The organism is Comamonas sp. UBA7840 (assembly GCF_002501455.1).
Taxonomy (GTDB): Bacteria; Pseudomonadota; Gammaproteobacteria; order Burkholderiales; family Burkholderiaceae_C; genus Comamonas; species Comamonas jiangduensis.
The window spans coordinates 135865-159184 of the sequence record NZ_DLTI01000020.1 but is presented as its reverse complement, the minus strand read 5'-3'; the positions used below and the strand labels follow the sequence as shown (position 1 = coordinate 159184).

Below are 23320 nucleotides of genomic sequence, written 5' to 3'. Positions count from 1 at the left end.
GCACCTCCTGCACGCACTACAAAGACCAGATCCACGCCAGCGTCCGCAACACCGGCAGCGTGTTCATTCACCATCAACTATCCCCAAGCGCGCGCCAAAGCCGCAAAACCACCATCAGCCATTGCATCGTTCGCTGCAGCCTTGCCTGCAATGGGCAAGCACCACTCAGCCACCGGGCGCGTGCACCACGACACCGTGCGCTTGCGGGCAATGCACACACGGCCATAGCGCTTCATATCTTTCAGCGTCTGCAGTGCCACGGCTTCAGCCACCTGGGCATGGGCTGCCAGCTCTTTCAGAATGGGCGCACGCTCCGGCGTTGCCAGCTCTTGCACAGCCTGCAGCAGCGCCTTAGAAACTTCGCCTGCGGGTCTCATGGCTGCACCTCCAAGCCAGCAGCGCGGCGGGCATTGCGCACCGTGCGGTACAGCAGCTCAATCTCAGCCATGGCCTGCGCGGTGATCTCATCCGCCTCTGCAATTGAAATGCGCTGGTCATCCGTGGCACGCATCACCAACTGCGTCAGGTGCCCACCTTCCACGCCCAGCTGCAGCGCCTTTTCGCGCAGGGCTGCAGCCTCACAGGCCCAGCCACCAGCGGGCGGAGGCGGCAGCTCCAACGCCACCAGGCCAAAACGGTTGTTCAAAGCAGACAGCCACGACAAAGCATCGGGGTGCTTGCTGTCTTGCATCCACTCGCTCAGCAGCTCCAAAATCTCCAGATTCACCCACTCACCATCCACACCGCGCAGGCGGGCGCGCAAAGTCTCGGTGTGCATCGAGCGGCCCCGGCGCTGCGCCAAGAACGCAGCTGCAGCAGCCACACCACCCGGTGCATTGCGCACCGCGTTGTAAAGAACATCACGCCAATCCGTGGGCGACAGATAACAGGTCATTGGCAACCCCCTTGAATCTGGAAAATTTCAGGCTTTCGCCCCAAGCCGTGGCGGCAGACACTGCCCCCATGCAACAAGAAAAAGCCCATCACCACCTGCCACGCAAGCTGCACGCGATGGCTATGACGCGCAGCACCATGAAAGAGGTGGGAGACAGCAACCCCGGCGGCGTGACCGTTAGAGGGGTGGTGATGGGGGGAATCAAGAACCAGCGGCATTTGCCTCATCCACTGGTGACTGAACAGGATTCAGCATGGACTCCAGAGTTACTTCACCCTTCGTGAAGTCGCGCACTTTCAGCATGAAGTGCTTGGGCACGCCCTCTGCCGCAATCTGACTTACGCGTGCTTTGCCAACACCGAGGTGCGCAGCCAAAGCCACTGCACGCCCCCGCTCCTGCGCCAACCATGTCTTAAGTTCAGTCATATGGCGCGTAGTTTAGCTTTATCGAAACTAATAAGTCAAGCTAAAGCTAAACAGTGAAAGTTTATGATTACCTAAACAAGCCATGAACGACACGCACCGCAAAAACCGCCTTCGCCACCTCATAGCCACCGATTACGGTCGGCCAGCCGATTTCGTCTCTGCCACAGGCATTAGCAAAGGCCGGGTATCTCAAATCACAGGTAGCAAAGAACCGTTTGGCGAGGGTGCGGCACGTAAGCTGGCAGTTGAACTAGGTCTGCATGAAGACTGGTTCAACCACGAATGGCCAACACCAAAAGAAGAAGCCAGAGAACGGCGCACGGTACGCCCTGCCACTGAAAAAAAATCAGTGAACGAGGGCGCGGCCATCTATCACCTGCCAAGCCATGGCGTACTACCAGAAGTCAACGAAGAAAAAGAACCCGAGAACGGAGACTTGGTGATCCACCAATACGATGTGGGCGGTGGGATGGGCCGCGCAAAACTACTGCTTAGCGACCAGCCAGGCATCATCAAAAGCTGGCGCGTCAACCACGACTGGTTACGCCAAAACATCCCTACGCACTCTGGCGTTCAAAACCTCGCCATCGTGACCGGGTTTGGCCCCAGCATGATCGGCATGTACAACCCAGGCGATCCGCTTTTGGTGGACATGGGGTGCAAGACTGTTTCACATGACGCCCCCTACTTCTTTCGCATAGGCGAAGAGGGCTACATCAAGCTGCTGCAACGCGTGCCAGAGTTCGACGGCCCCGGCTTCGTCATCCGGGCCATCAGCAAAAACCCAGACTACCTGCCCTTCGACATCTCACCCCACAACCCACACTTTGAAGTGCTGGGCAAGGTGCTGACGGTGTGGAAGAGCGAACACTTCTAACCAATCGCCATGCTTGTCACTGCGCTTGCCGCCAACCCACCAGAGATTGATAGCAACTTTGACACCCGCATCAACGGCCCAGACTGCGGATTAATCAATTCATGGCTAGTTGGCATCCACAAGCGCACTACAGACCCTGAACTTGCCGCCAAAGCTGCTGCTGGCGAGCTACCACCCCTGCCCTTTAGGGGTGGCGTGCAAAAAGCCATCAAGGCGCAGAACAAAATTGGTGCGCTGGCTTACTTGGCAGCATGGCAGGGCCTTCGTGGCGAAGACCTGCGGCTAGACACCACGCAAGAAACCACACTGGTTTGCACCCGCACCGGCGTCCCCGTGACTTACACAGGAGACACGCAAAAGATTTGGGCAGCATCTGCCAACGACGGAGACTAACCATGTCCGAATTCGCCATTCGTGCATCACTCGATCAACGCGCTCTTGTGAAAGCCTCCCAAGTACTAACCGGCATCATCACCGGCATCGTGGCAGATGGGCACCTTCACAACGCAGAAGTACAAATGCTCAGCACATGGCTGAGCGCTAACGAAGCAGCCACCCGTACATGGCCCGGCAACGCCATCGCAAGACTGCTGCAAGAAGTTCTTGCCGATGGCCGCATTGATGAAGCCGAGCGCACCCACCTACTCACAGAGCTACAGGCTTTGGTGGGTAGCGATTTCGCAGAAACAGGCAGTGTTGATACCGGCGTCGCTAAACTTCCTTATGACACCACAGAGCTAAACTTTGAAGAAGGCTTTCGCATTTGCCTGACAGGTGATTTTCTGTACGGCACCCGCAACGCCTGCGAAAAACTAGCCATCAAAGCACGGCTAGAACCCTCCAAAGCTGTGTCCAAAAAGGTATATGCCGTCATTGTCGGCACGCATGCCTCACCAGACTGGGTAAATGCAGCCTACGGAACCAAAATCAGACGCGCTATGGAACTGCGCGAAGATGGTCACCACATCCGCATCGTGCGTGAAAGCGACTGGCTGACCGCGATACAAGCCCTATAAATTCACACACCACCGAAAGCCGCCAACCGTTTGGCGGTTTTTATTTGCCCAAATAGTTTAGCCTTGGCTTGACTTATTGGTTTCGCTTTAACTAAACTACATCAACGCGAAAAAGCGCCGGGCAAAACAGTTGCAAACCTGATGCCCTGAATTGATTGCCCAAATTGCCAGCTAACGCAGGCACAGCGGGCGCTAATAGCTCTAGCTTTAGGAGTGGTGGTTATGACGACAGCTTGGAGAGTTCCCCTCAGTGCACACGTGTGCACACCCGCAGATGCACCGGCAGCAGCCCGTGCAAGTGTCTATTTGGCAAGCGCCGCCGAAGAGCATGACAAAGCACAGCTACTGCTGGGCAAGCATCGCACCCTCAAAAACAGTGATTACCGCGATGCCCTGTGGTGTGGCTATTGGGAACTGAAGCGCTTGGCAGAAAGCCATATGCAGCAAGTCATGCAGTGCGGTGCATTGCTGCACTACTGCAGCCCCAAGGCAATAGCGCTTGCGGATGAGATCAGCGAGCTCAACCTGCAGCGAACACTCAAACACCTAAAGGTGGGCACATGCTGACCCCTTACACCGTCACCCAAGGCCCCAACAGCATTACCGTGCTGGCCACCAGCGTGTGCGATGCCATCTGCCGCGCCATGGAACACCTGCAGCATGACCTGGGCGGCATCAGCGCCCGCAAGGCAGGTGCAGCATGAAAAGCAAACGCATCACCACCTTTAGCGCTGCGCTGCGCACGCTGCTGACCTGGGTGCTGGCATTGATTGCCGCGGTGGTTTGGACAGCTGCTGAGGTGCCCCAATGAGCGCCGCCACCTTTGACGCCACCGGCTTTGGCGCGCTGCTTGAGATTGAAGGCACCGTGGCCGAGCGCCCCGTGGTGCGCACCAAGCCCGTGGGCGAGACGGGCGAGCCCATGCCCGTGCTTTGCCTGCGGGTGAACACCGTCAAGCCCACCAATGGCCGCAGCTTTACCTGCGAGCAAATCTTCCCCATCGGCCAGCACGCCGCTGCCCACGCCCGCGCCGCCACGCTCAAGACTGGCATGCGCATCAAGGTGCAGGTGGCCATGGAGCTGATGGAGTGCCACTTCCCCGTCACGGCGCATATCCACGCCGTGCCTGCAACCCCAATCCAAGAGGCTAAGCATGCCGCAGTTTGAACGCATCACCCTGATTATTGAAAGCCTGCCAGGCGCACGCGCTCAGGTGCAGGTCAACATTCCTACGCCCACGCCCGGCATGCGTCTGGAAACCCCGGCGCACGCGCTGGCTATCGACGCACTGGGCTGGCTGGGTAAGCAGCCTGCGGTGGCTGGGTTTGTGTATGGCGGTTTGCATACTGCATCAGCCATCACCGAGCACCCCACCCAGCAGGGGCTGGATGCGCGCCAGTGGCTGCAACAGCATGATTTTGAAGCACTGGAGCGTTTTGCAGAAACGTCCGAGGACGATGAAAGCTACGACATTGGCAAAGAAGCCATCCAGCGACTCACGCACTTTGGGTGCCTGAATTCGCACGGCTTTGGTCGATACAGCATCACTGCGTTCGGCAGCTATGTCCTGGATAACTGGAGCTTGGCGCGAGAACTGCCATTCAAGATGCAGTCAGAGCGAGACGCAGAGCACCGCGCCGCCCTTGCAGCCCAAGCCAAGCAGGGAGAGCAAGCAAATGGCTAAGAAACCGCTATCAGGTAAGCGCTGGTTTTATGCAGCAGGGGCGCGCGCCGCTTCACATGGAAAACCTATGTGGCTTGGCCAAGACCGCCAGCAATGGCCGCAGTGGGCCAAAGATGCTTACAGCGATGGATGGTGCGATCAGCAGCATGGTGACTGGCGCGCCACCCAAGCAGCCAAGCAGGGAGGTGTGTGATGTCAGTAATCAACGAACTGTACGCTGGCGTGCAAGCAACCCGTGAAGCATGGGCTGAGGCTATGAAGGAAATCATCCCGGTGGGCACTGTCGTGGAGGTCTTTATCGGCCGAGCGCCCGTGGAAATCGAAGTGGGTTCTTTCAGTACGAGGAGCTACCACGAAGGGCACGTTTACGGCACCAACACCAAGACTGGCAGTCGCCGCCAGTGTCACTACACGCAGATCATCGGCTACGAATTTTCGGAGTACGACCGCTTTGGCAGCCTGCATTCCTCACTGGCCGAGCAGAAACGCATCGCAGCCCAAGCCAAGCAGGGAGCTGCAGCATGACCGCCGCCGTCCGCCCCTACTACCACCCCACCAGCGAAGGCCTGCAGATGCAGCACTGGGAAGTCGTCATCAGCACGCCTGATCGTGACGTGATCGAAATCTACCCCACACCCAAAGCTGCGCAAAAGCGTGCAGCGTTGATTAATGAAGGAGGTGCAGCATGACCGACTCCAAAGACACCAGCACCCAAGCTCTGCCCACACCCGGTGCAGGCCCGCGCATGCTGCACGTGCCACTGACGGCGATTGCCCCAAGCCTGACCAACCCGCGCAAGCACTTTGACCAGGCCAAGCTGCAGGAGCTGGCAGACAGCATCAAGGCCAGCGGCGTGCACCAGCCCATCTTGCTGCGCCCTCTGCCCACCCACCGGCTGCAAGACACACTGCACACTGCCCGCGCCCAAAAGCAGGCTGCACCTGAGTACGAGCTGGTAGCCGGTGAACGCCGCTGGCGCGCCAGCCAGATGGCAGGGCTTACTGAGATTCCAGCGCTGATTCGCCCCATGACCGATGCGCAGGCATTGAAGGCCCAGATCATTGAAAACCTGCAGCGCGAAGACGTGACCGAGCTGGAAGAGGCAGAGAGCTACCGCGCCCTGATGGATAGCGAAGGCAGCTCTGCCGACGCAATTGCCGCAGAGGTGGGCCGCAGCCGCAGCTACATCTTCGCCCGCCTGAAGGTGCTGGACTTGTGCGAGCATGGCCGCCAGCTGCTGCGCGAAGGCAAGCTGGACTTTAGCTGCGCGCTGCCTATTGCCCGCATTCCCAATGAGCAACTGCAGCTCAAGGCGCTGGAGGAAGCCACCGACACCGATTTCCAGGGCGACCGTATGAGCGCCCGTGAGGTGCAGCGCATGGTGCGCAGTGAGTTCATGCTGGATCTGAAACACGCCAAGTTTGACCGTGAAGACGCCAACCTGTGCCCCAACGCGGGCAGCTGCAGCGCCTGCCCCAACCGCACCGGCGCAAACCCCGACCTGTTCACCGACGTGGACAGTGCAGACGTGTGCACCAACCCGCCCTGCTACCACGCCAAGGAAGACGCCCACGCCGCCCAGCTGCGCGAACGTGCCCAGGCCATGGGCGCGCACATCATCACCGGGCGCGAGGCCAAGGCACTGATCCCCACCGCCTACAGCGGCAGCATTGAAGGCTATGTGCGGCTGGACGTGGCCACTGACAGCCCAGTGAAGGGCAAGCCATTGCGTGCCGTGGTGGGTAGCGTGATGGAGCAAGCAGGCATCACCCCCACGCTGATTGAGAACCCCCACGCCAAGAATGAGCTGATTGCCGTGGTGCCCCAGGAGCAAGCCGCTGAGCTGCTGAAGATGGCAGGCAAGGCCGACGCTGAGGCCAAGCTGCGCGAAGACGCCAAGGCCGATGCGGAGGCCAAGGCCAAGCAAGATGCCAAGCTTGCCGCCGACCGATTTGAGCGCGAATGGCGCAAGGCCTTGGCCGTGTCCACCATCAAGGCCGTAACCGGTGAGCGCACCAGCAGCCACATTGACATGCTGGCAGAGCGCATGGTGGCCACCCACATCATCAGCACGCTCAACAAAGATGAAGCCACGCAGCTGGCACAGGCACTGGACTTGGGCAAGGTTGCCCCACTGGATGCACTGAAAGACTACGTAAAAGACCACGCGCAACCGGTGAACGCGGCTGCCGCCGTGCTGGTGCTGCGCGATTGCGCCTACACCCCTTGGCTGTATGAGCAATACCCCGACCGCAAGCACAACCCCACGCTGATGGATTTAGCGGAGGCATGCAACATCGGTGTGAACACTGTCAAAGCCAACGTGCAAGCCAATTTGCGGGCTGAGATGGGCAAGAAAGCCGCCGCATCCCCTGATAAATCTGAGGCTCCAAAAGCAAATACACCCCTTACCCCCGCTGCGCACACTCAAAAGGGTGTGGGTGGTGGCAAGGCCAAAGGCAAAAGCCAACAAGGCCCCGCTGCGCTGGCTGGCGGTGGTGGGAAAAAGCTAAGCGCTAATGCGGCTGCAGCCAGCATCGCTGCCGCGCTGCAGGCTTTGCCAGGGGAACCAGAACTAGGCGCGGCTGCGGCCGCGCAAGGCAACGTAGCAGAGCCAGTCGCAACTAACGTTGCGCAGGCTCTGCCGCCCTCTGCTGGAATCACGTTTGCCACCGAAAAAACGATTCGTGAGCAGACGCCTGCTGCCGCTGGCACAGGCGAATCAGTGGACCATGGCCAGGATGGTGCATCCGCAAAGACAGGGGCAGCAGTAAAGAAAGCCAAGGCCGTGCTGACTGCCGCTGAGCTGGTGGGCAAAGTGGTACGCATCAACGCGAATGCCACGCAAAAGAAACAAAAGCCCTGGGTTAACTACGAAGGCACCGCCACGGCGCATTGTGGGCCAGAGGCAGTGATTGTCAGCATCCCCCGCGCCAAGGGCTGCGCACCCATCATCCTGAGCTTTCACGTGAGCGAGTTGGATCTGGTGGCAGAGCAGGAGGCAGCGTAATGGCACGCCCACGCTTCACCCCACCCCAGCCACGGCGCAAGCCATACCGTGGGCCCAACCCCGTGACGGCTGCAGTGGCCATTGAACAGCAACGCCAGCTCAACCTGGACTTGGGCGTGCTGGTGGCACTGGCCGACGATGGACAGGAACACCGCGAGCTGCTGGCCAACCTGGCAGCCATCATCGGCATCGGCGCAGAGATAGCCGTGCACGTCAACAAAGGCCACCCCGTGGCCAGACGCCTGCACGGCACGCTACGCACCATCACGCAAATGGCTTTGGACGGCTGCCTCTGGAGGAAAGCCAACGCGCTCGTGATTGCCGAAGACTTGGAGGCAGCCCACCAGCTGGCACAGGACTATCCCCAAATCGGCCTGGCAGCCGCCCCGGCATGCCAAGCCCTGTGCCAGGACATTTTGAACGACCGCCTGAACCCTCATGCGATCGCAGGCGCTGAGATTTACCGAGAGACAGAAGGAGCCACGGCATGAGCTACGTCGTGATGCAATTCGCCCCCGCCGCGCTGGAGCGCGACCAGGCCGCAGCCTATGCGGGGCTGAGCCTCACCACATTTGAGAAAGAGGTACGCGAGCGCCGCGCCCCTCAACCCCGCCAAGTTGCAGGCCGCCGCGTGGCATGGCTGCGCGCTGAGCTGGATGCGTGGCTGTTTTCTTGCCCGATTAGCGATCAGTTGCCACCGGAGAACACGGGGGCTAAGAAGCCCCGCGAGGCAAAAAAAACATAATAGAGCCTTACACCTCCAACCGAAGACCAACGCTTCTTCAAAGAGACAACGTGGAATACTCCAAGCTTTTAAACTCACTTCAAGAAGACCTAGCAAAGATTCGCTCCAGCGGACAGAGCACAGTTGACATCGAGGCGCTACAAAAATACATTGAGACAGGGTTAAGCCCTGATCAACCAGACAGAGCCCTTGAACACACCAAGCTTGAACAACAACAATTCTTAGCTCACCTAGACGTGCGAACAAGGCACGAAATTGAGCTTTTCAAATCCGTTATTGAAGCAGGGCGCGAAGCACTCAATGCATTAATTTTGATTAACGGAGGGGCAGTCGTAGCACTACTGGGATTCCTTGGAGCGACCATATCCAAAGGACTACCCGCAGAACTCGGCTTACACCTAACTCCATCGATACTTTCTTTCGGTGCTGGCGTTCTTGCAGGGTCTCTAAGCTTAGCCGTCCGCTATGTGACGCAGTTTTGCTATGGGCACGGACGAATAAAAATCGGAAATGCCCTCAACCTAGCTTCAATCTCACTGGCGGGCAGCGGATATATTCTTTTCGCGTACGGCATATACACAGCCTACGAGGCATTCGTCACACAGTTCTCACCACTTTAAGTGCGCACCAACCCCTCCCAATGCTCCGCCAGCAGCGTGAGCCACAGCCTGCGTTCTTTGTCATACGTGTGCCGGTTATAAACACCAACAATCCCAGGCGGCATGTGGCCCAGCACCGCTTCAGAAACTTCCTCAGGGCAGCCCATGCTGGCCAGCGTTGTCTTTACCGTGCGGCGCAAGTCGTGAGGCGCCCAGGGCTTCAGGTGCAGCAGCTTCAGCCGGTCAGCAGGCAAGCGTGCGTTGCAGGTTTCAGGCCGCACCCAGTACGTGGCCACACCAATAATCTTTTGCTCTACGTGCGGCGATCGTGCGTTGGCGTTTTGCGATGGGAATAGATAGCCCTTCTGGTACAGAGCAAGCCGCCGCTGCACCACTGTCAGCGCCCGCCCTATCAGCGGCACGCGAAAATCCACCGCCAAGTCATGCCGCCCGGTCTTGAGCTTTTCACGCGGCACCGTCCACCACCATCCATCAGCCTCTTGGCCAACCTCACTGGCCTCCATCTGGACAATCTCCGCACCACGCGCACCAGTCCAGATGTACATGGTCAGCAGGTCATCGATGAGCTGGCTGAAGTTGGGCAAAAACTTAATCAGCGTGGCCATCTCTTGCGCATCCAGCACACGCCGCACGCGCCCCTGATGTTCGCCATTCACAATCAAGCCACGGCTACGCAACTTGCCCCGCAGGATCTGCCGCCACCAGTTGGGTGTTTCCTCCGGTATGCGCCCCGCATCCAGCGCGTACTCCCACGCGGCACCCAGCTCAGTGCGCAAGCTGTTGGCCAGCACCGGCGCACGTGCACCCAAGGTCTCCAGCAGCTCAAATGCGTGCACGCGTTTGACCGCAGCCGGTGGCAATCCACGAATGGGCGCTGTGTACAAGTGACTGAGCAGCCGCGCAGTCTCTGTGTACCCTTTGGGTTTGCGGTTGCGCTTGACGTGGCCCTCCAGGTACTCATCCAGCAGGTTGGCCACCAGGTACTGATCGGCCTGACGCGAGCGCGTGCTACGCACCTTGGCTGTGGCTAACTTTTTTTCTTTGGCCAAGTCCTGCCCAGCACCGCGCTGCTGGCGTAACTCATCCCACTTACCCAAAGCAGCGGCGTAAGACATGGCAGGCCAATGCCCCATGGCCACCTGCTTCATACGCCCCTCATCGTTCTTGTACCTGTACGTCCAGGTCATACGGGTGTTGCTGGCAACCAAGCGCAGCCCCGGAGCCTCATCGACAATAATGTGTTCGCCAGCCTTTAAGGCTTTGGCCTTGCGTGCATCAAATACCACCACCACCTCCAGCGTAAGGTGGCGTAGGTTTTCTGATAGACCAGATGCAACACGGCGTAGGTTCGCAAAACCTAACGCCAAAAACCTACGCCAAACCACCAAGTGTAGGCGAGTGTATCCGAGTGCAGGCGAGGGCAAACCAATCAAGCATTAACAGCCCAAGCTGTTGATCTAAAAAGTAATGTCAGAAAAACTCGAACAATATCAAAGCCCTTTTGAAGCACCCATCGAGCAACATACGCCGATGATGGCGCAGTACATTCGTATCAAAAAAGACTATCCCGACACCCTGGTGCTCTACCGCATGGGCGACTTCTACGAAGTCTTTTGGGACGATGCCGAAAAAGCCGCACGCCTGCTGGACATCACCCTGACCGCACGCGGTCAATCTGCGGGGTTTCCGATTCCCATGGCCGGCGTCCCCTTTCACGCCTTGGAAGGCTATCTGGCACGCCTGATCAAGATGGGCGAGTCGGTAGCGATCTGTGAGCAGGTTGGAGAAGTGGGCGCCAGCAAAGGCCCGGTGGAGCGCAAAGTGGTGCGCGTCGTCACCCCCGGCACGCTGACCGATGCCGAGCTGCTCAACGACAAGGCCGAAGCCATGTTGGTGTCGCTGCACACCGCAGGTCGCCAGCGCTGCGGTCTGGCGTGGATGAGCGTGACCCAAGGCCGCATCCACCTGGCTGAATGCGCGCAAGATGAATTGGGCGAATGGCTGGCGCGCATTGGCCCCAGCGAAGTGATTTACAGCGCCGGCGTGACTGAGCGCTTTGAACAAAGCCTGTTTGCCCTCAAGCACAGCGGCACGGTGGCTTGTCCGCTCTCCCCCCGCCCCGACTGGCAGTTTGATACGGGGCTGGGTGAGCGCAAGCTGCTGGAGCTGCTAGGCGCTGCCAGCCTCAAGGCGTGGGAGGCCGAAGAGCTGCCGCTGGCCCACGCCGCCAGCGCCGCGCTGCTGAGCTATGCCGAGCACACACAGGGCCGCAACCTCACGCACATCCACAGCATCCGCGTGCAGCGCGATGACCAGCTCATCAACCTGCCGCCCACCACGCGCCGCAATCTGGAGCTGGTGAAAACGCTGCGCGGCGAAGACAGCCCCACACTGTTCTCGCTGCTGGACACCTGCATGACCGGCATGGGCAGTCGCCTGCTCAAAAGCTGGCTGCTAGAGCCCAAGCGCGACCCTGCAGACGCCATGGCGCGCCTGCAAGCCACCGAAGTGCTGCGCGGCAACGATGCACTGGGTGGCACCATGCCTTGGCAGGCGCTGCGCGCTGAACTCAAGGGCGTGAGCGATGTGGAGCGCATCACCGCGCGCACCGCGCTGCGCCAGGTGCGCCCGCGCGAGTTGGTCGCTTTGGGCAAAACACTACAAAAAGCGCAGCTACTCGCGCACACTCCGCAAGCACCAGCGGCCTATTTGAACCAAATCTTCAAAGACCTGTTACCACCCGCAGGCTGCGCCGACCTGCTGGCCGCCGCGATCATGGAAGAGCCCGCAGCCCTGGTGCGCGACGGTGGCGTGATTGCGCGTGGCTTTGATGCCGAACTGGATGAGCTGCGCGGCATTCAGGAAAACTGCGACGAGTTCCTGCTAGAGCTGGAAGCCAAAGAAAAGCTGTTCACCAACATCCCGAACCTGCGCGTGCAGTTCAACAAGGTGCACGGTTTCTACATTGAGATCACCAACAGCTACAAAGACATGGTGCCCGCGCACTACCAGCGCCGCCAAACGTTGAAGAACGCCGAGCGCTACATCACGCCCGAGCTCAAAGCCTTTGAAGACAAGGCACTCTCAGCCAACGAGCGCGCCCTGCAACGCGAAAAGCTGCTGTACGAGCAAATTCTGGATCAGCTGCAACCCCATGTGCCGGGCCTCACGCGCGTAGCGCAGGCAATTGCGGCGCTGGACGTGCTGTGCACGCTGGCCGAGCGCTCGCTCACGCTGAACTGGAGCAAGCCGGAGTTCAGCTCCGTGCCCTGTATTGAGATTGAGGGCGGCCGCCACCCCGTAGTGGAAGCGCGCATGGCCGAAACCTCCAGCGGCAGCTTCATCGCCAACCACACGCGCATGAACGTGAACACGCGCATGCAGATCATCACCGGCCCCAACATGGGCGGTAAATCGACCTATATGCGCCAGGTCGCCTTGATTGTGCTGCTGGCCAGCATGGGCAGCTATGTGCCCGCCAGCGCCTGCCGCATTGGCCCGATTGATGCCATCCACACCCGCATTGGCGCAGCGGACGATTTGGCCAACGCACAGTCCACCTTCATGATGGAGATGACCGAAGCCGCGCAAATCCTGCACGCCGCCACGCCCCACAGTCTGGTGCTGATGGACGAAATCGGCCGTGGCACCAGCACCTTTGACGGCCTGGCGCTGGCCTCCGGCATTGCCACACAATTGCATGACCGCACCAAGGCGTTCACGCTGTTTGCCACCCATTACTTTGAGCTGACCGAGCTGCCTGCCAAGGCCAAAGCCGCCGTGAACGTGCACGTGGGCGCGGCCGAATCTGGCAGCGATATTGTGTTTTTGCACGAGATCCAGCCCGGCCCGGCCAGCCGCAGCTACGGCGTGCAAGTAGCCAAGCTGGCCGGCATGCCGGCGGCAGTGCTCAACCACGCCCGCCACACACTCGAAGCGCTGGAAGCGCGCGAATCCACTGGCGTGGACCAAGTGGATTTGTTTACCGCCCCACCCATGCCCGCCTCGGCCTTGCAAGCCACACCCGTTGAGGATGCGCTGGCCAACATCAACCCCGATGCGCTCAGCCCCCGCGAAGCGCTGGAGGCGCTGTACCAGCTGAAAAAACTGGCGCAACGCGCGTGAACGCTGCGTGCGTGCTTTCTGACATGCTGCCACCGCCAGCGGGCACTACACTTGCTTGCCACCGCGGCTTTCTGCCTGAAATTTCATGACTTATTGCATCGCTATCAAGCTCGACGCGGGCCTTGTTTTCTTGTCGGACTCTCGCACCAATGCAGGGCTCGATCAAATCAACTCTTTTCGCAAGATGATGATTTACGAGAAAACGGGCGACCGCTTTATGGCACTGCTGTCGGCGGGCAATTTGTCCATCTCGCAGTCCGTGCGCGAGCTGCTGCAAACCATGACGGTGCGCGACGACGCCACAGGCGAGGTGCTCACCATCTGGAACGCCAAGAGCATGTTTGATGCCGCCCGCGTGCTGGGCGCTGCCGTGCGCCATGTGTATGACCGTGATGGCGTGGCCCTCAAGCGTGCCGGGGTGGATTTCAATGTCTCCATGCTGTTTGGCGGCCAAATTCAGGGCGAAGGCATGCGCCTATTTCAGGTGTACTCGGCAGGCAATTTCATTGAAGCCACGGCAGAAACCCCGTACTTTCAAATTGGTGAGGCCAAGTACGGCAAACCCGTGCTGGACCGCGTGCTCACCGCAGACTTGCCGCTGGAGGAAGCCACCAAGTGCGCGCTGGTGTCCATGGACAGCACGCTCAAATCCAATCTTTCCGTCGGCTTGCCCCTGGATCTGGCGGTGTACGAGGTAGACCGCTTCAGCTGCAACAAGCTGGTGTGCATTGACGAACACAACCCCTACTTTCAAATGCTGCGCAGCAACTGGGGCGAGCGCCTGCGCGCGGCCTTCGACAGCATTGAGGACCCGCAGTGGTTCGGTGGCAACAGCACCGTCCCGCTGGTGATGGACAAACCCAGCCCCATCAAGAAAATCACCACTCCCGAAGAAAAGCTGGTGTAGGGCAGGCAGGCCTGCGTGCACCACCACCCCGCGCATGCAACCCTTGATCTTCTCGCACGCCAACAGCTTTCCTGCTGGCACCTACCGCCTGCTGTTTGCCCTGCTGCGTGAACGTGGTTTTGACGTCCATGCGATTGACCGCTTTGGTCACGATGCGCGCTACCCCGTCACCAGCAACTGGCCACACCTGGCGCAGCAACTGGCCGACTTCGCCGCGCCCTTGGTGCAGCGCTGGGGACAACCGGCGTATTTGGTCGGGCACTCGCTGGGCGGTTTCCTGAGCGCCATGACCGCCGCCCAGCATCCCCATCTGGCATCTGGTGTGCTGCTGCTGGACTCCCCCCTGATCAGCGGCTGGCGTGCCACGTCACTGGAAATGGCCAAGCGCACCCAGCTGGTGGGCAATGTCTCCCCTGGCAAAATCAGCCGCAAACGCCGCAATCTCTGGAACAGCCGGGAAGAAGCACTGGCTCTGTTCCAAAGCAAAAAATCGTTCGCGCAATGGCACCCCCAAGTGCTGCAAGACTATGTAGCGCACGGTCTTGTCGCCACCAACGACGGGCGCTTCACCTTGCACTTCACGCGCGAAGAAGAAACCGCCATCTACAACACCCTGCCCCACAACCTGAACGCCATGCTGCGCCGCCACCCGCTGCGCTGCCCTGCTGCGTTTATTGGCGGCCTTTATTCCCAAGAAATGAAGCAAGTTGGCATGGACATGACGCTGCGCATCACCCATCGGCGCACCATGCTGGTGGACGGCAGCCACCTCTTCCCCATGGAACAACCTCACATGACCGCAGCCGCGATCGAAGCGAGCCTGTTGAACCTGCAAGTGGCCGCAGCCAAACACAGCAAGTCCTAAAAAAGAAGCTGCTTGCGCTCATAAAACCTTGTTTTCAAGGCGTTTTGTATTTGAAACTCAATATAAACAGGCGCTACTAGCTATTCTTTTAGCTAATTAGCGAAAGAACCTCATGGCCTTGGATTACCTGGATTTTGAATACAGCGAAGACGAAGACGGCAACGGCACCTGGGATGCCATGGCCAGCGTAGCGGACAACCGCTGGCACGCCCTGCTCGCTGAAGTGCGCCAAGTCCTGCTGTGGGCGCACCAAGACTTTTATGGCCGCCGCGCACCACTGGAGGAAGGCGGTGACTGGGACTATGACTTGAGCGCCCAAGACGATGACCATGGCCACGCCATCGCTATTCGCTGGAATACGCAATCGGGCCAGCCAGACGCCGCAGTGCCACAGCCGGGCAGCCACACCACGCTCACCCTCACGTTGACGGGCAATGCGGCTTTTGGCGAGGCCTTGGGCCAGAAGTTTGGGTTGGAATAAGAGAGATCAATGCCGCGAGCGGGCTTGAGATGGAGCGGGTGATGGGAATCGAACCCACGCTATTTGCTTGGGAAGCAAAAGTTCTACCATTGAACTACACCCGCATTTGCTCTGCCCTTGTTTTCAAGAAAGAAAACGCTATAAATTATGCATCTACAGCGGGCAAATATTTAGCAACCGCGCTATCTTAACACCGCCCCACTTGATCCCAAAAAACTGTTGTACAGCACACTGGGCTGTCCCTAGCCAGGTAGACAAACCCGGTCTAGCTTTGGGTACCAACTGTGATGTGGACGTTGTGCCCATCAGTCCAGCTCTTGCACTCCGCCACCTGAAACCGTCAGGATTTGCCCACTGATCCACGCAGCAGCGGGGCTACACAGGAAAAGTGCAGCATTTGCCATATCCTGCGGCTCTCCCAAGCGGTGAATCGGTGTGTGGCTCAGCATCCTTGCTTCAATTTCTGGGCTCAAAACCGACTCCAATGCCGCAGTGCGCGTTGCGCCAGGCGCAATTCCATTGACTCGGATCCCCTTATCTCCCAAGTCAAATGCGATATTGCGTACCAAATGACTGGTGGCAGCCTTGGACGATGCGTAGGCAGCCATGCGTTTGTTTTTGTTTTCTGCGGACATGGAAGTGATTGCCAAAATGGCACCGCCGCCCGCTTTTTCCATCTCGGGTGCTGCCAGTTGCGCCAGCCGAAAAAGCGAGAAGACGTTGAGATCAAACGCGCGCCGAAAGTCAGTCATCGGCATATCAAATGGTTTTGGCCCGCCGCCGCCCGCATTGCTCACCAAAATTGTGAGCTTGCCAAGGTGCTTCACGGTCTCTTGCACCAAGGTTTCGAGGTTGTGCTCTTGGGTCACATCACACGGAATATTCACTGCACGCCCGCCTTTGCGCGCAATAGCTTGAACCACTGCTTCAGCCGTGGACTGCTGCAAATCACTGACAACCACTGCAGCCCCTGCTGCTGCAAAAGTTTCTGCGATAGCGCGCCCAATACCGGCGCCGGCGCCGGTCACAACTGCCACCTGTCCTTCTAGCGTGAAATCTGCTGGGTTGTACATAGCGCACCTCCTGTTAGATAAATGCTTGGCAGGCCATCTTCAGCTGAAACCACGTTTGCTCCACAGCTACACAGCATTAGAGAGATTGCCCACCAGCGTTTTTCATCCTAGTGCAAGCTATTTCCAAAACCTGTTTTTTTACATTTGCACGCAAAATCTCACCTAAGCTGCTGGCTCGCACAAGATTGCTTCTGCCTCAAGGCTGGCAGCTCCTGATTTCCAATCATCGCACCGCAGGTATGGTTTGATACGTTGCACCATCTTATTGAAATTTCCCTCGCGCTCCATCCATGACTCTCATTCCGCCCCCTGCCTCTTTCTCCGTGCTCGTGGTGTGCATGGGCAATATTTGCCGTAGCCCCAGCGCCCATGGCGTCATGCGCAGCATGGTGCACGCCCGTGGCTGGAGCAGCTGGTTCAGTGTCGACTCCTGCGGCACACATACGCACCATGTCGGAGAGGCTCCCGACCGCCGCAGCCAAAAACACGCTTTGCTACGCGGCTACGACCTGAGTGATTTGCGCGCACGCCAGCTCACGCGTGAAGATTTCGAAGGCCACAACCTGGTGCTGGTAATGGACCATGAAAACATGGCCCGAGCACAAACGCTGTGCCCACCTGGGCAGCGCCACAAGCTGCACCGCCTGACGGAGTTCTGCCGCGACATGCGCAGCCCTGTCGTGCCCGACCCGTATTACGACGGCGACCAAGGTTTTGAACATGTGCTCGACCTGATTGAAGATGCTTGCCAAGGCGTTTTGCAGCATGTTGAAAAAGAGCACTTGGCGCTTTAAGCCAACCACTTTTTCTGCGTCTGCTGCATGGTGATGTAGCGGCTATGGCGGGCTATGGACACCTCCTGCCGCCCGCTTCTTCCCATCCAGATCGCCCTTTGTGCGTGGTTACACCGAGGCTGCAAACATCGAATTACATGGTGGACATAAGGCTTCTCCTGACGTGGAACGCGCTTGCCGCTATGGTGGCAGCCCCTTCTTCGAGTTTTCAGCAGCCTTTCCTCCGTGCAACGCATCCAACTTCACTACACGCTGCAAGAAGCACCATCAAGCAGTGTCATTCACCACCCCTTGCTGGCATTGCTGGAATCCATCGCACAGGAAGGCTCTATTTCTGGCGCAGCACGCGCATTACAGCTTTCCTACCGCCATGTGTGGGGCTCCCTGAAAAAGTGGGAGGACCAACTGGGCCGCGAAGTCATTCTGTGGGGCAAGGGTCATACCGCCCAGCTCAGCCCTTTTGGCCAGCGCCTGCTGCTCACTGAGCGCCAAGCCCAAGCACGCTTGGCACCGCATATCGAAGCCATTCAAGCGGAGCTGGAGCGCAGTTTTGCACTGAGTTATGACGAGCGCACCCCCGTCCTTTCGCTGCATGCCAGCTATGACAGTGCCTATAGCGTGCTGCGTCAATTTGCCAGCATGCAAGGCCCTCTGGCCGTGCATCTCGACCTGACTCCTTGTGTGAGTGTTGATGCCTTGCGCGCCCTGAATGAAGGCCGGGCAGCACTGGCAGGTTTTCATGTGCTGGAGGCGGCTGGCAAACACTCGATGTCTGCCCACATCTATCAACCCCTGCTGGATGTGGTACAGCACCGCTGCATCAGTTTGGGGCGCCGCGCGCAAGGCCTGATCGTTGCTGCGGGCAACCCTTTACAGCTACGCAGCTTGCAAGACGTGGCCCAGCGCAAGGCACAGTTTGTCAATCGCCCTTTAGGCACGGGCACCCGCGTTGTATTGGCCGACTTGATGGCGCAATCGCATCTGCACCCGGAGGACATCGTAGGTTTTGATGACGAAGAACCCAGCCACAACGCTGTCGCCCAAGCGGTCGCACAAGGGCAAGCAGATGTGGGACTCGGCATTGCCTCCGCAGCCTTGGCCAAGGGCTTGGATTTTGTGGCGCTATGCCAAGAGCATGATCTGCTGGTCTGTCACGCCAACTTGCTACAGCACCCTGCGATGCAGGCGCTGTGCAGCATGCTGCGCTCTGTGGCTTGGCGCCAGAGCATGCAGGCCCTGGGCGGCCATGACTGTACGGGCAGCGGCGACGTCGGCTTGCTGCATGAGCGTCTGCCTTGGTGGTCAAAAAACTGTTCGCACCATGCGCAAGATCAACCCCACAGCATCGACATCACCTAGTAAAAACCCTTTATTGACACCCAAAAACACATCAAAAGTGCTGAATTTTTACACCTCCGTCACAAAGCCGTCAGCAAGTACTTAGGGCGCTCCGTAGAATCGCGCGACTGTGCATTCTTACAAGCCTGCAGGGCCGTGTGGCCACACGCCATACGCTGTACCTGCGGCAGATATCGCGCTTTTTGGAGACACCATGCAAGCACTTCTACGACTCTCACGGGGTATCGACCAGCTCAACGCCTGGGTCGGTAAATACGTCATCTGGCTCATTCTTGCGGCCACCGTCATCAGCGGCGTGAACGCCGTGGTGCGCAAGGTGCTACACACCAGCTCGAACGCTTTTCTGGAAGTGCAGTGGTACTTGTTTGCCGCCTCCTTTCTGCTGGCCGCCGGCTACACGCTGCTGGAAAAAGAACACGTCAAAGTGGACGTGATCAACGCCAAACTCAGCCTGCGCACCCGCGTCTGGATTGATGTAGTGGGCTTCGCCCTGTTCCTCACGCCCATGTGCTTGATCGTGCTGTATCACGGCGTGCCCTTCTTCCTGCAGGCCTGGAACACCAGCGAAATGTCCAGCAATGCTGGTGGCCTGATCCGCTGGCCCGTGTACCTGATGATGCCCCTGGGCTTTGGTCTGCTGATGCTGCAAGGCCTGTCCGAGCTCATCAAACGCATTGCATTCCTGATGGGCTTGATCGACGACCCAACCGTCAAGATTCTGGAAAAAACACCGGAAGAAGAGTTGGCCGAAGTCATCCGCAAGGCCGAAGAAGAAGCCGCGCGCAACGCCGCTAAAAGCGCCTGAGTGCACAGGGAGACATAGCTATGGAATTCATTGCAAACAATATGGCCCCGATCATGTTCGCGGGTCTGATCTGCTTCTTGCTGCTGGGCTTCCCGGTGGCATTCAGCCTCGGTGCCTGCGGCCTGTTCTTCGCCGTCGTGGGGATTGAGCTGGGCGTGCTGCCCGAAGCCCTGATGCAGGCCTTACCGCTGCGCATCTACGGCATCATGCAAAACGAAACCCTGCTCGCCATTCCGTTTTTCACGCTCATGGGGTTGATCCTGGAGCGCAGCGGTATGGCGGAAGACCTGCTGGACACCGTGGGCCAGTTGTTTGGCCCCATCCGTGGTGGCGTGGCCATCGCGGTGATTTTGGTGGGTGCCATGCTGGCGGCCACCACCGGTGTGGTGGCGGCTTCCGTGATCTCGATGGGTTTGATTTCGCTGCCCATCATGCTGCGCTACGGCTATGACCGCCGCATCGCCTCGGGCGTGATTGCCGCCTCCGGCACGCTGGCGCAGATCATTCCGCCATCGCTGGTGCTGATCATCTTGGCCGACCAGTTGGGCCGCAGCGTGGGCGACCTGTACAAGGGTGCTTTCCTGCCAGGCTTCATGCTGGTGGGCTTTTACATGCTGATGGTTTTCGCCATCGCCATCTTCAAGCCAGCCATGGTGCCGGCCCTACCGCCTGAAGCGCGCAGCCTGAAGGAAAAGGACGGCTCCAGCGGACTGATGTCGCTGCTGGTGCTGACCATCCTGTGCGTGGGCGTATCGGTGTTTGCTGCCCACAACATGACGACCATCCACAGCTGGCTGACCGGTGAAGTGGTGGAAAAAGTGGCAAAGGACGAGACCATCGTCTTCGCGATGTGCTTTGGCGTGGCGCTGGCCTTCGTGGCCGCGTCGATCAACCGCATCACGGGCATGGGCCTGCTGTCGCACGTGGCGGAAAAAGTCACCTTTGTGCTGATTCCCCCGCTGCTACTGATCTTCTTGGTGCTGGGCACCATCTTCCTGGGCATTGCCACGCCAACCGAAGGCGGCGCCATGGGTGCCCTGGGTGCCATGATCCTGGCCGTCAGCCGCAAGCGCCTGAGCTATCAGTTGCTGCGCCAGGCCCTGGTCGGCACCACCAAGCTGTCGTGCTTTGTGCTGTTCATCCTGATTGGCGCCACCGTGTTCGGCCTGACCTTCCAGGGCGTAGACGGCCCACTGTGGGTGGAGCACTTGCTGTCGGACCTGCCGGGCGGCCAGCTGGGCTTCCTGATCCTGGTGAACATCATGGTGTTCTTCCTGGCGTTCTTCCTGGACTTCTTTGAGCTGTCCTTCATCGTCGTGCCGCTGCTGGCCCCCGTGGCCGACAAGCTGGGCATTGACCTGATCTGGTTTGGCGTGTTGCTGGCAGTGAACATGCAGACCTCCTTCATGCACCCACCGTTCGGCTTTGCGCTGTTCTTCCTGCGCTCGGTCGCCCCGGACAAGGAATACACCGACAAGCTCACCAAAAAGCGCATTGCCCCGGTGACCACCAACCAGATCTACATGGGCGCCATTCCGTTCCTGTGCATTCAGTTGCTGATGGTGGGCCTGATCATTGCCTTCCCCGGCATCGTGTCCAGCGGCCTGGATGAAAAGGTCGTGTACGACTTGGATGCCATTCGCGAGCAAATGGAAGCCGAAATGCCTGCGCCGGTGGATTTTGACAATCCGTTCATGGAACAGCAGCAACAACAAAACGCTCCCAGCGCTGACACGGCCGACGAAGATCCCATGAAGGCTTTGCAAGACTCCATGGCCAAATAAGCCTGTCCAACAGCCCCCTCCCAGCCCCTGAGTGCCGAAAGCCTCAGGGGCTTTTTTTTGTGCTGATGCACTTTAAAAAATGAGCACCTAGCGCTCAATAAACATGGCTTTAATACTCTTTTCAATCTCAAACCCATGCAAATAAAGCGCTAACCGCTCTTATTTTTAAATATCCTTGTGCCTCTTCCGATTTAGCACGCAGGAGATCAGCCGTGTTTCGGTACACTTGGTGCCGGGTGCCCACCACATGCAGTGGTGATGGCAGGTGTTTCGTGCAGGTCGGGCCGCCTGCACACAATCGTGCCGTACGCACCCGTTTTGCCATACCACCCACGCCTGCTTTCAGCCCGCGCTGACACAGGCGCTCCCGTGCTTGCTTGAGCCTGGGCGTATGCTTGCCAAAGCGATCGCTGCGGCACTTTCCCAACCAAGAGAAAGCGCATACGTGGATTCACCCAAGCAATTTCCCCTTCACCCGCAGTTTCCAGCCCCCAGCAACCACATTCCTGCGCTGCAAACTGCGGCCGAGCGTGCCAGCGCTGGCTTTAGCCGGATGCTGCATATCGAGTCCATGAGTGGCATCGTGCTGCTCATCGCCGCAGCCGTGGCCCTGCTCTGGGCCAACTCTCCGTGGGCACAAAGCTACTTCGACACATGGCATGCCCCGCTGTCCCTCACCCTGGGCCCATGGACGGTCAATACCGATCTGCACTTTGTCGTCAACGATGTGCTGATGACCATCTTCTTTCTGGTCGTGGGCATGGAGATTCGCCGCGAGATGCACAACGGCGCGCTCTCCAGCCTCAGCCAGGCAAGCCTGCCCGTGGTTGCCGCCGTGGGCGGCGTGGTGGTGCCCGCTTTGATTTATGTGGCGATTGCGGCGGGCGATACCGAACTGCTCAACGGCTGGGCCATCCCTACGGCCACCGACATTGCATTTGCCGTGGGCGTGCTGGCACTGCTGGGCAAATCCATTCCCGGCCCCTTGCGCATCTTCTTGCTGGCCTTGGCCATCATCGATGACATTGTGGCGGTGCTCATCATCGCCTTCTTTTACTCCGGCGGCCTGGACTACAGCGGCTTTGGGATTGCCTTTGTCGGTCTGCTGCTGGTGCTGCTGTTCAACCGCATGGGCGTGGCCTCAGCATGGCTGTACGTCTTCCCCGGTGCCGTGCTGTGGTTCGGCCTGCTGCAAACGGGGGCCCACCCCACGCTCGCGGGCGTGGTGCTGGGGCTGATGACTCCTGTCGCCATGCGCCCCGCACCCCGCCACCATTTGGAAGCCGCACAACAAGCCCTCTCGCGCGTGCAAGTGCATGCCCGTAGCGGCAGTTTTGATGCGCATGTGCTGTATGAAGAACTGCATATTGCCACCCGTGCCCAGCGTGATCTGCTCCCCCCTGTCTTTCGCTTGCCAATGATGCTGCACCCTTGGGTGGCTTTTGCCGTCATGCCGGTCTTTGCGTTGGCCAATGCCGGCGTGCAGTTTGGTGGCGTGGACTTGAGTGCCGTGGGCCCCGCGACGGTGGCCTCGGGCATCATGCTGGCACTGCTGCTGGGCAAGCCTGTGGGCGTGTTCCTTGCCACGTTTTTGGCGGTCAAAACCGGCCTGTGCCAACTGCCCCAAGGGGTGACTTGGCCAGGCGTACTGCTGGTGGGCTTGCTGGCTGGCATCGGTTTCACCATGGCCATTTTTGTCGGCGGACTGGCCTTTACCGATCCGCAATTGCTGGCCGCTGCCAAGATGGGCATTCTGGGCGCCTCTGCTGCGGCAGCCATCGCAGGCTTGTCCTATGGCTTTGTAATGCGCAAGCGCTTGGGTGCTGCGGCCTAAACCCCAGCCACTCGCCCATC

27 protein-coding genes and 1 tRNA gene are annotated in these 23320 nt (G+C 59.1%); 22 read left to right on the top strand and 6 right to left on the bottom strand.

The features are described from left to right. Positions 1 to 77: 77 nt before the first annotated feature. From B3R00_RS06495 to B3R00_RS06485, 3 genes are all read right to left on the bottom strand, one after another. On the bottom strand, positions 78 to 377 hold the full coding sequence (locus B3R00_RS06495; RefSeq protein ID WP_286998169.1) for a hypothetical protein: 300 nt from the start codon (positions 375 to 377) through the stop codon (positions 78 to 80). After that, the gene (locus B3R00_RS06490) at positions 374 to 895 is read right to left on the bottom strand and encodes a hypothetical protein (protein ID WP_286998167.1); all 522 of its coding nucleotides are present in this window, start codon (positions 893 to 895) and stop codon (positions 374 to 376) included. The genes B3R00_RS06495 and B3R00_RS06490 overlap by 4 nt, the downstream gene beginning before the upstream one ends. Positions 896 to 1096: 201 nt before the next feature. Next, complete coding sequence (locus B3R00_RS06485) at positions 1097 to 1321, bottom strand: hypothetical protein (protein ID WP_286998166.1); 225 nt, start codon at positions 1319 to 1321, stop codon at positions 1097 to 1099. Positions 1322 to 1403: 82 nt separating this feature from the next. Between B3R00_RS06485 and B3R00_RS06480 the strand changes: the two genes are divergently transcribed. From B3R00_RS06480 to B3R00_RS06420, 13 genes are all read left to right on the top strand, one after another. Then, on the top strand, positions 1404 to 2198 hold the full coding sequence (locus B3R00_RS06480) for a S24 family peptidase (protein ID WP_286998165.1): 795 nt from the start codon (positions 1404 to 1406) through the stop codon (positions 2196 to 2198). Positions 2199 to 2207: 9 nt separating this feature from the next. After that, on the top strand, positions 2208 to 2591 hold the full coding sequence (locus B3R00_RS06475) for a hypothetical protein (protein WP_286998164.1): 384 nt from the start codon (positions 2208 to 2210) through the stop codon (positions 2589 to 2591). A gap of 2 nt (positions 2592 to 2593) precedes the next feature. Beyond that, positions 2594 to 3214 carry a hypothetical protein gene (locus B3R00_RS06470; protein ID WP_286998163.1) on the top strand — a complete coding sequence of 207 codons (621 nt, stop codon included), beginning with the start codon at positions 2594 to 2596 and terminating at the stop codon, positions 3212 to 3214. A 560-nt stretch (positions 3215 to 3774) separates the two neighbouring features. Next, positions 3775 to 3918, top strand: coding sequence for a hypothetical protein (locus B3R00_RS06465; RefSeq protein ID WP_286998162.1), 144 nt, complete (start codon positions 3775 to 3777; stop codon positions 3916 to 3918). A gap of 103 nt (positions 3919 to 4021) precedes the next feature. Continuing rightward, complete coding sequence (locus B3R00_RS06460) at positions 4022 to 4381, top strand: hypothetical protein (RefSeq protein WP_286998161.1); 360 nt, start codon at positions 4022 to 4024, stop codon at positions 4379 to 4381. Further along, positions 4368 to 4898, top strand: coding sequence for a hypothetical protein (locus B3R00_RS06455; RefSeq protein WP_286998159.1), 531 nt, complete (start codon positions 4368 to 4370; stop codon positions 4896 to 4898). The genes B3R00_RS06460 and B3R00_RS06455 overlap by 14 nt, the downstream gene beginning before the upstream one ends. A 67-nt stretch (positions 4899 to 4965) precedes the next feature. Beyond that, on the top strand, positions 4966 to 5091 hold the full coding sequence (locus B3R00_RS06450) for a hypothetical protein (protein ID WP_286998158.1): 126 nt from the start codon (positions 4966 to 4968) through the stop codon (positions 5089 to 5091). Next, positions 5091 to 5423: a hypothetical protein gene (locus tag B3R00_RS06445; RefSeq protein ID WP_286998157.1), complete on the top strand. Its 333-nt coding sequence runs from the start codon at positions 5091 to 5093 to the stop codon at positions 5421 to 5423. The genes B3R00_RS06450 and B3R00_RS06445 overlap by 1 nt, the downstream gene beginning before the upstream one ends. Next, on the top strand, positions 5420 to 5587 hold the full coding sequence (locus B3R00_RS06440; protein ID WP_286998155.1) for a hypothetical protein: 168 nt from the start codon (positions 5420 to 5422) through the stop codon (positions 5585 to 5587). The genes B3R00_RS06445 and B3R00_RS06440 overlap by 4 nt, the downstream gene beginning before the upstream one ends. Continuing rightward, the gene (locus tag B3R00_RS06435; protein ID WP_286998153.1) at positions 5584 to 7908 is read left to right on the top strand and encodes a ParB/RepB/Spo0J family partition protein; all 2325 of its coding nucleotides are present in this window, start codon (positions 5584 to 5586) and stop codon (positions 7906 to 7908) included. The genes B3R00_RS06440 and B3R00_RS06435 overlap by 4 nt, the downstream gene beginning before the upstream one ends. Then, entirely contained in the window at positions 7908 to 8399 is a 492-nt protein-coding gene (locus tag B3R00_RS06430) for a hypothetical protein (protein ID WP_286998152.1), read from the top strand. The genes B3R00_RS06435 and B3R00_RS06430 overlap by 1 nt, the downstream gene beginning before the upstream one ends. After that, complete coding sequence (locus B3R00_RS06425) at positions 8396 to 8653, top strand: helix-turn-helix transcriptional regulator (RefSeq protein ID WP_174862674.1); 258 nt, start codon at positions 8396 to 8398, stop codon at positions 8651 to 8653. Before B3R00_RS06430 ends, B3R00_RS06425 begins: the two co-directional genes overlap by 4 nt. Positions 8654 to 8703: 50 nt before the next feature. Beyond that, on the top strand, positions 8704 to 9273 hold the full coding sequence (locus B3R00_RS06420; protein ID WP_284214584.1) for a hypothetical protein: 570 nt from the start codon (positions 8704 to 8706) through the stop codon (positions 9271 to 9273). Here B3R00_RS06420 and B3R00_RS06415 read toward each other — a convergent pair. Further along, positions 9270 to 10559: a tyrosine-type recombinase/integrase gene (locus tag B3R00_RS06415; RefSeq protein WP_174862691.1), complete on the bottom strand. Its 1290-nt coding sequence runs from the start codon at positions 10557 to 10559 to the stop codon at positions 9270 to 9272. The genes B3R00_RS06420 and B3R00_RS06415 overlap by 4 nt on opposite strands. A 244-nt stretch (positions 10560 to 10803) precedes the next feature. Between B3R00_RS06415 and mutS the strand changes: the two genes are divergently transcribed. From mutS to B3R00_RS06395, 4 genes are all read left to right on the top strand, one after another. Then, the gene (gene mutS / locus B3R00_RS06410) at positions 10804 to 13398 is read left to right on the top strand and encodes a DNA mismatch repair protein MutS (RefSeq protein WP_286998225.1); all 2595 of its coding nucleotides are present in this window, start codon (positions 10804 to 10806) and stop codon (positions 13396 to 13398) included. An 85-nt stretch (positions 13399 to 13483) separates the two neighbouring features. After that, complete coding sequence (locus tag B3R00_RS06405) at positions 13484 to 14305, top strand: proteasome-type protease (RefSeq protein WP_219162355.1); 822 nt, start codon at positions 13484 to 13486, stop codon at positions 14303 to 14305. A gap of 34 nt (positions 14306 to 14339) precedes the next feature. Continuing rightward, positions 14340 to 15170, top strand: a complete 831-nt coding sequence (locus B3R00_RS06400) for an alpha/beta hydrolase (protein WP_286998149.1) — start codon at positions 14340 to 14342, stop codon at positions 15168 to 15170. Between the two features lie 112 nt (positions 15171 to 15282). Then, positions 15283 to 15651, top strand: coding sequence for a hypothetical protein (locus B3R00_RS06395; RefSeq protein WP_286998146.1), 369 nt, complete (start codon positions 15283 to 15285; stop codon positions 15649 to 15651). A 30-nt stretch (positions 15652 to 15681) separates the two neighbouring features. On the opposite strand, the gene B3R00_RS06390 is transcribed toward B3R00_RS06395, so the two are convergent. Both B3R00_RS06390 and hdhA read right to left on the bottom strand, forming a co-directional pair. After that, positions 15682 to 15755 (bottom strand) — tRNA-Gly (locus B3R00_RS06390). A gap of 201 nt (positions 15756 to 15956) precedes the next feature. Beyond that, positions 15957 to 16724, bottom strand: a complete 768-nt coding sequence (gene hdhA, locus B3R00_RS06385; protein ID WP_286998144.1) for a 7-alpha-hydroxysteroid dehydrogenase — start codon at positions 16722 to 16724, stop codon at positions 15957 to 15959. A gap of 290 nt (positions 16725 to 17014) precedes the next feature. Here hdhA and B3R00_RS06380 point away from each other — a divergent pair, with 290 nt between their 5' ends. The 5 genes from B3R00_RS06380 (at position 17015) to nhaA (ending at position 23300) form a co-directional block, all read left to right on the top strand. Next, positions 17015 to 17518, top strand: a complete 504-nt coding sequence (locus B3R00_RS06380; protein WP_286998142.1) for a low molecular weight protein-tyrosine-phosphatase — start codon at positions 17015 to 17017, stop codon at positions 17516 to 17518. Positions 17519 to 17743: 225 nt separating this feature from the next. Beyond that, positions 17744 to 18877, top strand: a complete 1134-nt coding sequence (locus B3R00_RS06375) for a substrate-binding domain-containing protein (RefSeq protein WP_286998140.1) — start codon at positions 17744 to 17746, stop codon at positions 18875 to 18877. 193 nt (positions 18878 to 19070) lie between these two features. Beyond that, positions 19071 to 19682: a TRAP transporter small permease subunit gene (locus B3R00_RS06370; RefSeq protein ID WP_174863141.1), complete on the top strand. Its 612-nt coding sequence runs from the start codon at positions 19071 to 19073 to the stop codon at positions 19680 to 19682. Positions 19683 to 19702: 20 nt separating this feature from the next. After that, positions 19703 to 21466 (top strand): TRAP transporter large permease, encoded by a 1764-nt coding sequence (locus tag B3R00_RS06365; protein WP_286998137.1) that lies wholly within the window; start codon positions 19703 to 19705, stop codon positions 21464 to 21466. A gap of 445 nt (positions 21467 to 21911) precedes the next feature. Continuing rightward, positions 21912 to 23300 carry a Na+/H+ antiporter NhaA gene (nhaA, locus tag B3R00_RS06360; RefSeq protein ID WP_286998135.1) on the top strand — a complete coding sequence of 463 codons (1389 nt, stop codon included), beginning with the start codon at positions 21912 to 21914 and terminating at the stop codon, positions 23298 to 23300. Positions 23301 to 23320: the final 20 nt, after the last annotated feature.

What these genes read in the sequence shown, in the direction of transcription:
- B3R00_RS06455 (WP_286998159.1), top strand. Translation starts at nt 4,368, where the DNA reads ATGCCGCAGTTTGAACGCATCACCCTGATTATTGAAAGCCTGCCAGGC.
- B3R00_RS06470 (WP_286998163.1), top strand. Translation starts at nt 2,594, where the DNA reads ATGTCCGAATTCGCCATTCGTGCATCACTCGATCAACGCGCTCTTGTG.
- B3R00_RS06475 (WP_286998164.1), top strand. Translation starts at nt 2,208, where the DNA reads ATGCTTGTCACTGCGCTTGCCGCCAACCCACCAGAGATTGATAGCAAC.
- B3R00_RS06450 (WP_286998158.1), top strand. Translation starts at nt 4,966, where the DNA reads ATGTGGCTTGGCCAAGACCGCCAGCAATGGCCGCAGTGGGCCAAAGAT.
- B3R00_RS06465 (WP_286998162.1), top strand. Translation starts at nt 3,775, where the DNA reads ATGCTGACCCCTTACACCGTCACCCAAGGCCCCAACAGCATTACCGTG.
- B3R00_RS06460 (WP_286998161.1), top strand. Translation starts at nt 4,022, where the DNA reads ATGAGCGCCGCCACCTTTGACGCCACCGGCTTTGGCGCGCTGCTTGAG.
- B3R00_RS06480 (WP_286998165.1), top strand. Translation starts at nt 1,404, where the DNA reads ATGAACGACACGCACCGCAAAAACCGCCTTCGCCACCTCATAGCCACC.
- mutS (WP_286998225.1), top strand. Translation starts at nt 10,804, where the DNA reads ATGATGGCGCAGTACATTCGTATCAAAAAAGACTATCCCGACACCCTG.
- B3R00_RS06405 (WP_219162355.1), top strand. Translation starts at nt 13,484, where the DNA reads ATGACTTATTGCATCGCTATCAAGCTCGACGCGGGCCTTGTTTTCTTG.
- B3R00_RS06495 (WP_286998169.1), bottom strand. Translation starts at nt 377, where the DNA reads ATGAGACCCGCAGGCGAAGTTTCTAAGGCGCTGCTGCAGGCTGTGCAA.
- B3R00_RS06380 (WP_286998142.1), top strand. Translation starts at nt 17,015, where the DNA reads ATGACTCTCATTCCGCCCCCTGCCTCTTTCTCCGTGCTCGTGGTGTGC.
- B3R00_RS06370 (WP_174863141.1), top strand. Translation starts at nt 19,071, where the DNA reads ATGCAAGCACTTCTACGACTCTCACGGGGTATCGACCAGCTCAACGCC.
- B3R00_RS06365 (WP_286998137.1), top strand. Translation starts at nt 19,703, where the DNA reads ATGGAATTCATTGCAAACAATATGGCCCCGATCATGTTCGCGGGTCTG.
- B3R00_RS06485 (WP_286998166.1), bottom strand. Translation starts at nt 1,321, where the DNA reads ATGACTGAACTTAAGACATGGTTGGCGCAGGAGCGGGGGCGTGCAGTG.
- hdhA (WP_286998144.1), bottom strand. Translation starts at nt 16,724, where the DNA reads ATGTACAACCCAGCAGATTTCACGCTAGAAGGACAGGTGGCAGTTGTG.
- B3R00_RS06430 (WP_286998152.1), top strand. Translation starts at nt 7,908, where the DNA reads ATGGCACGCCCACGCTTCACCCCACCCCAGCCACGGCGCAAGCCATAC.
- B3R00_RS06395 (WP_286998146.1), top strand. Translation starts at nt 15,283, where the DNA reads ATGGCCTTGGATTACCTGGATTTTGAATACAGCGAAGACGAAGACGGC.
- B3R00_RS06440 (WP_286998155.1), top strand. Translation starts at nt 5,420, where the DNA reads ATGACCGCCGCCGTCCGCCCCTACTACCACCCCACCAGCGAAGGCCTG.
- B3R00_RS06425 (WP_174862674.1), top strand. Translation starts at nt 8,396, where the DNA reads ATGAGCTACGTCGTGATGCAATTCGCCCCCGCCGCGCTGGAGCGCGAC.
- B3R00_RS06400 (WP_286998149.1), top strand. Translation starts at nt 14,340, where the DNA reads ATGCAACCCTTGATCTTCTCGCACGCCAACAGCTTTCCTGCTGGCACC.
- B3R00_RS06435 (WP_286998153.1), top strand. Translation starts at nt 5,584, where the DNA reads ATGACCGACTCCAAAGACACCAGCACCCAAGCTCTGCCCACACCCGGT.
- B3R00_RS06445 (WP_286998157.1), top strand. Translation starts at nt 5,091, where the DNA reads ATGTCAGTAATCAACGAACTGTACGCTGGCGTGCAAGCAACCCGTGAA.
- B3R00_RS06490 (WP_286998167.1), bottom strand. Translation starts at nt 895, where the DNA reads ATGACCTGTTATCTGTCGCCCACGGATTGGCGTGATGTTCTTTACAAC.